The organism is Corallococcus sp. 4LFB, assembly GCF_046520365.1.
Classification (GTDB): Bacteria; Myxococcota; Myxococcia; order Myxococcales; family Myxococcaceae; genus Corallococcus; species Corallococcus caeni.
Genome location: NZ_JBKGHJ010000497.1, coordinates 1 through 5820, shown reverse-complemented (window position 1 = coordinate 5820; position 5820 = coordinate 1). Strand labels below are relative to the sequence as shown.

Below are 5820 nucleotides of genomic sequence, written 5' to 3'. Positions count from 1 at the left end.
CCCGGAAGCGGCCGCCATGGGGACCTCGTCACCGGACGGCAGGCGCGTCAGGCCCCGCGAGCGCGGCGACGGTGGCGACGACGGTGGCCTCGGTGGGGCCGTAGGTGTTGAGCAGTCGCACGCGGTCGCCCGCGACGTCCCGCCAGCGGGCGATGCGCTCCGGCAGCGCCGCCTCACCGCCGATGATGACGGTGCGGAGGGTGTCGGGCAGCCGGGCTGCGCCGGTGGACAGGCTGTAGGCCAGCTCGTGCCAGAAGGCGGTGGGCAGGTCGAGCAGGGTGATGCCCGCTTCGGCGCACGCCTCCATGAGTCGAGGCACCGACTGGAGCATCTCGTCGGTGCGCAGCACCAACCGCGCGCCCGCGCACAGCGTGACGAAGATCTCCTCCACGCTGGCATCGAAGTGGAGCGGAGCGAACTGGAGCACCCGGTCCTCGGGACCGACGCCGTACCGCTGCGTCGCCCCCGCGACGAAGTGGGCCAGGGCTCCGTGCGTGATCTGCACGCCGTTGGGCTGCCCCGTGGAGCCCGACGTGTAGATGACGTAGGCGAGCCGGGCCTCAGCGCTATCGCGTGCCTCCGACCGCTGGGCAATGGGCTCCACCGAGACGGAAGGCCCCTTCCCATCGGACGCGCTGTCGAGCCGGGCCTCGGCGCTATCGCGTGCCTCCGACCGCTCGGCAATGGGCTCCACCAAGGTGGAAGGCACCTTCCCCGCGGACGTGCTGTCGAGCCGGGCTTCGGCGATATCGCGTGCTCCCAACTCGGCAGTGAGGTCCTCTGCTGTGGCCGGTGCCTTCCCGGTGGACGTGCTGTTGTCAGCGGATGTCCCCAGGCTGGCGTTCTCCGTCGCACCCGGCGCGAAGGCGTCGCGCTGCTCCAGCCGCTGCACGACGAGGACACCCGGCACGGTCGGATCCGTGTCGGGGGAGGGACGCTCGGACACCACCATTACGGCGGGCCGCGCGTCCTGGAGGATGGCCGCGTTGCGCGTGGCCGGGCCGGCCGGGTCGATGGGCAGATAGCCCGCACCCGCGAACAGGACCCCCAGGCTGGACACGATGGCGTCGATGCCCCGGGGGACCTGCACCGCCACCGCCGTGTCGGGCCGCACGCCCGCTTCCACCAGCCGCGCCGCCAGCGCCCGCGACGCCGTCACCAGCTCGCGGTAGGTCATCCGCCAACGGCCGTGCTCCAGAGCGACCGCGTCCGGCCGGACGTCGGACTGGGCCTTCAGCAGCTCCAGCACCGGGCGCACCGTCGGCACCGGCCCGCCATCCAGCACGGAGCCCACCGCGCCGGTCGCGGAGCGCCGCACCGGCCGCTCAGGCTGCGCGAGCAACGACTCCAGCAGCTTGAGGAACCCTTGCTGATGCTCCTCGAGCGCGGCCTCCGTGTAGCAGGCCGGGTTCGCGTCCAGGTCCACGCGCAGGCCCGTCCCACCGGACCGCGCATGGAAGCCGAACGACAGGTCCTCCACCGGGCCCGCGGAGATGTTGTGTGCCGTGCCCGGCACACCCGCGAAGTCCAGGGCGTAGTCGAACGGCATGATGTTCACGACGGGACCGAACAGCTTGCGCTGCCCACCCACGAGGCGCAGGTCGCGGCGCAGCTGCTCGTAGCGATATCGCAGGTGCGGACGCGCGGCCTTCATCTCCGCCGCCACGTCGCGGGCCAGCGCGTACAGCCCCGCGTCCGGCCGCACGGGGATGCGCAGCGGCACGATGTTCATGGCCATGCACGGCACGCGCAGGGACGCCGAACCCAGGCGGCCCATCACCGGCAGGCCCAGCACGGCCTCCGCCGCGCCCGTGCGCTGGTGCAGGTAGCTGGCCGTCACCGCCAGCACCAGGTCGGACCAGCTCACGCCCGCCTGCTTCGCGCCCGCCTGAAGCGCCGCCATCAGCTCCGGCCGCAGGTGCTCCGAGCGCCGCAGGAAGCGCGACGACATGGGCGCCGCCTCCGCGAGCAGCGGAGGCACCGGCGCGTCCTCGAAGCGCCCCACCCAGAAGTCGCGGTCCTTCTGGAGCTGGGGACCGCTCCGGTACGCGACGTCCTCGTCCAGCACGGGCCCCAGCCGGCTGAACCCCGCCGGCGCGGCCTTGCCCGTCACCTCCGCCGTGTAGAGCTCCGCCACCCGCCGGGCGAGCAGCGAGAAGCCATAGCCATCCATGGCGATGTGGTGGATGCGCTGGAACCAGAAGGACCGCTCCGGCCCCACGGTGAGCAGCGCCTGCGCGAACAGCGGCCCCGTCTCCAGGTCCACCGTGCGGCCAGGTCCCTCCACATCCACTCCTGCGCGGCGGCCCAGGGATCGACCTCACCGCTCAGGTCCACGCGCTGGAGCGTCCAGTCCGTCCCTGCGTCGATGCGCTGGGCCGGCCCCTCCGCGCCCGCGACGAAGCGCGAGTGCAGCGCGTCCGCGTCCGCCATCGCCTTGCGAAGGGCGGACTCGAAGCGCGCCGGATCCACGGCACCCCGGAGCTCGATGCACTCCCCGGCGTTGTAGACGGGGCTCCGCGGGTCGAGCTGTTGCCCCACCCAGATGCCGTGCTGGGCCGCGGTCAGCGGGCGGGGGTCCTGGGATGGAGGGCGCATGACAGGGAGCTCCGAGGTCGGGTCAAGAGGCGCGAGCGCCAGGGGCCAGCGAGACAGGCTGCTTCGCGGCGAGCAGCGCGTACCAGTCGGTGAGCGTGGGCTTCTCCGCGAGCTCCACGAAGGACACCTCCGTGCCGCCCTGCCGCCAGCGCTCCACCAGGCTCATCAGGCGGATGGAGTCCATGCCGCGCTCCAGCAGGTTGTCGTCCTCGCCAATCGCCGACGCGGACTCCATCAGCAGCTCCGCCACGTCCGCGCGAAGCTGCTCGCGGTCCACGGAAGGGGCGGCCTCCTGTACCGGCATGGCGTCGATGAGCTGCTGCGTGGAGGTGACGAACGCGACCAGCTGCGAGGCGTAGTCGAGCGCCAGCCGGTGCTTCTCCAGGGAGAAGTCCGCCACCGCGTCCGCGACGAGGAACGGGCGCACCTCGCTCATGGAGCCGTCGCTGGCCGTCTGGAGGCAGCCGATGTGCGCGTAGATGCCGCAGATGATGAGCTGGTCGCGGCCCTGCTCGCGCATCAGGTCCATCAGGCGCGTGTTGCGGAACGCGCTGTAGCGCCACTTGGTGAGGACGGTGTCGCCCTCCGCCGGGGCGAGCGCTTCGATGATCTGCTGCTTCAGGCCGGCGCGGACGCCCGGGCCCCAGAAGTCCAGCTGGAGGCCGCGCTGCTCCGGCGTCTGATCTCCCGGCTGCGCGGAGTAGACGACGGGGATGCCCAGCTTCACCGCGTGCGCGCGCAGGCGCTGGATGTTGGCCACCAGGTCCGTCACCGGGGACTGGCCCTGCGGGAAGGCGTCCACGAAGTAGCGCTGCATGTCGTGGATGAGCAGGACGCAGCGCCGGGGCTCCGGCGTCCACGCAATCTTGTTCCGCGGCAGCTCCGCCGCGCCGGGCATGGAATAGGGGGCAATGGCAGGCAGTGCCATGGAGGGCTCCTGTTTCAGGGAGAAGGGGTGGAGAGGGACTGGCGCAGGCTGTCGCGCAGCGCCTTCTTGCTGACCTTGCCGACGCCCGTCTGCGGGAAGGCCGCGACGAACTCGATGCGGTCGGGGATCTTGAACGACGCCAGGCCGCGCTGGCGCAGGAAGGCGTTGAGCGCGGCGGGGGCGGGGGCCTCGCCGCGAGGGATGACGACGGCGCAGGTGCGCTCGCCCAGGAACCTGTCCGGGATGGCGACCACCGCGGCGTCGCTGACGGAGGGGTGCGCGAGCAGGTGGTTCTCCACCTCCTCCGCCGCGACCTTGTCGCCGCCCCGGTTGATCTGATCCTTCGCGCGCCCCTCCACCACGAGGTCGCCCTCGGGCGTCAGGCGCACCAGGTCGCCCGTGCGGTAGAAGCCGTCCGGGGTGAAGGCCTTGGCGTTGTGCGCCTCCGCCTTGTAGTAGCCGCGGATGGTGTACGGCCCGCGCGTGAGCAGGTGCCCCGTCTCGCCGGGAGCCACCGGCACGTCGTCGTCGTCCACCACGCGCAGCTCGTCCGCGTCCGACATGGGGCGGCCCTGCGTGGTGACGATGCGCGTCTCCGGGTCGTCCAGCCGCGTGTAGTTCACCAGCCCCTCGGCCATGCCGAAGACCTGCTGGAGTCCGCAGCCCAGCGTGGGGCGCACGCGCGCGGCGGCCTCGTCGCTCAGCCGGGCACCGCCCACCTGGAGGACCTCCAGGCTGGACAGGTCGTGCCTCTTCGCCAGCGTCGAGTCCAGCCACACCATGGCCAGCGGCGGCACCAGCGCGGTGACGGTGACGCGCTCGCGCTCGATGAGCGGGAAGGCCACGTCCGGGCTGGGGCTCAGCGCCATCACCGCGGTGCCGCCCGCGTAGAAGGTGCCCAGCACGCCGGGCGAGGAGAGCGGGAAGTTGTGCGCCGCGGGCAGCGCGCACAGGTACACCGTGTCCCGCGAGAACCGGCACACGTCCACGCTGGCGCGCAGGCTGTAGAGGTAGTCGTCGTGCGTGCGCGGAATGAGCTTGGGCACTCCGGTGCTGCCACCGGACAGCTGGAAGAACGCCACGTCCGACGGCGACGGCCCCTCCAGCGTCACGGGCTCCCTGGCGACGGACGCCAGCGCGGTGTGGCTCCCGGCGTCACCCAGCACCAGCACGTGCTGGAGCGTGGGCGTGGAGGCCTTCACCTGCTCCGCGAGCCCCCGGTAGTCGAAGCCACCGAAGCGGTCCGGGATGACATAGGCGACGGCCTCCGTGAAGGCGCAGAAGTAGCCGATCTCCGACGCGCGGTGCGCCGGCAGCGCGAACACCGGCAGCGCGCCCATGCGGAACAGCGCGAAGATGACCTCGTAGAACTCCGGCACGTTGGGCAGCTGCACCACCACGCGGTCCCGCGAGCGGATGCCCAGCGCGTGGAGGCCCGCGGCCAGGCGGTCCACGCGCGCGTCCAGCTCCGCGTACGTCCAGCGGTGCGCGCCGCCCACCAGCGCCACGCGCGTCCCGTAGTCCCGGGCGCGGTCGCGCAGCAGCTGGCCGAAGGTCTCCCCCCGCCAGTAGCCGGCCTCGCGGTAGCGCCGGGCGAAGTCCTCCGGCCAGGTGGGGCAGCCGGGCAGGTGTTCGCGAGGGGTGCTCACGGCTGCACCTCCAGGCCCAGGCCCATGGCCTGGAGCATGGTGCGGAACTTGGCCTCGGTCTCCGCGAGCTCCGCCTCCGGGGTGGAGCCCACGACGATGCCCGCGCCCGCGAACAGCCGCAGGGTGCGCTCGTCGGCCTCCGCGCAGCGGATGGTGACGGCCCACGTCCCGTCGCCGTTGGCGTCGCACCAGCCCACGGTGCCCGTGTAGTAGCCGCGGTGGAACGGTTCGAGGTCCCCGATGGCCGCGTGCGCCAGCGCCGTCGGGTGGCCGCACACCGCCGGGGTGGGGTGCATGGCCAGCGCCAGCGTCAGCGACGTGATGGACGGGTCCATCAGCTCGCCGGTGATGCGGCTGGACAGGTGCCACATCGTCTGCGTGCTCACGAGCGACGGGCCCCTGGGCACGTCCAGCGTCCTGCAGAAGGGCCGCAGCGCCTCCGCCACCGCGTCGATGACGACCGCGTGCTCGTGCAGGTCCTTGGGCGACGCCATCAGCCGCGTGGCCCGCGCCTGGTCCTCCACCGGATCCGCGCTGCGCGCCGCGGAGCCCGCCAGCGGATTGGCCAGGACCTGGAGGCCCGAGCGCGCCACCAGCAGCTCCGGGCTCGCGCCGATGAGCGTGCGCCGCCCGCGCCGGGGGCCG

At 72.7% G+C, this 5820-nt stretch carries 3 protein-coding genes and 1 pseudogene; all 4 read right to left on the bottom strand.

The window, feature by feature from the left end:
- Positions 1-2598, bottom strand: a pseudogene (locus ACLEQD_RS35070) (AMP-binding protein); the annotation flags it as partial.
- Positions 2599-2620: 22 nt separating this feature from the next.
- A complete protein-coding gene (locus tag ACLEQD_RS35065; protein ID WP_410390098.1) occupies positions 2621-3526 on the bottom strand; it encodes an isochorismatase family protein in 906 nt (301 codons plus the stop codon).
- 14 nt (positions 3527-3540) lie between these two features.
- Entirely contained in the window at positions 3541-5175 is a 1635-nt protein-coding gene (locus ACLEQD_RS35060; protein ID WP_410390096.1) for a (2,3-dihydroxybenzoyl)adenylate synthase, read from the bottom strand.
- Positions 5172-5820 (bottom strand): isochorismate synthase (locus ACLEQD_RS35055; protein ID WP_410390094.1); only part of this gene is annotated, 649 nt, incomplete at its 5' end. The genes ACLEQD_RS35060 and ACLEQD_RS35055, both read right to left, overlap by 4 nt.

Excerpts from the sequence above, each read along its gene's own strand:
- ACLEQD_RS35065 (WP_410390098.1), bottom strand. The coding sequence starts at position 3,526 with ATGGCACTGCCTGCCATTGCCCCCTATTCCATGCCCGGCGCGGCGGAG.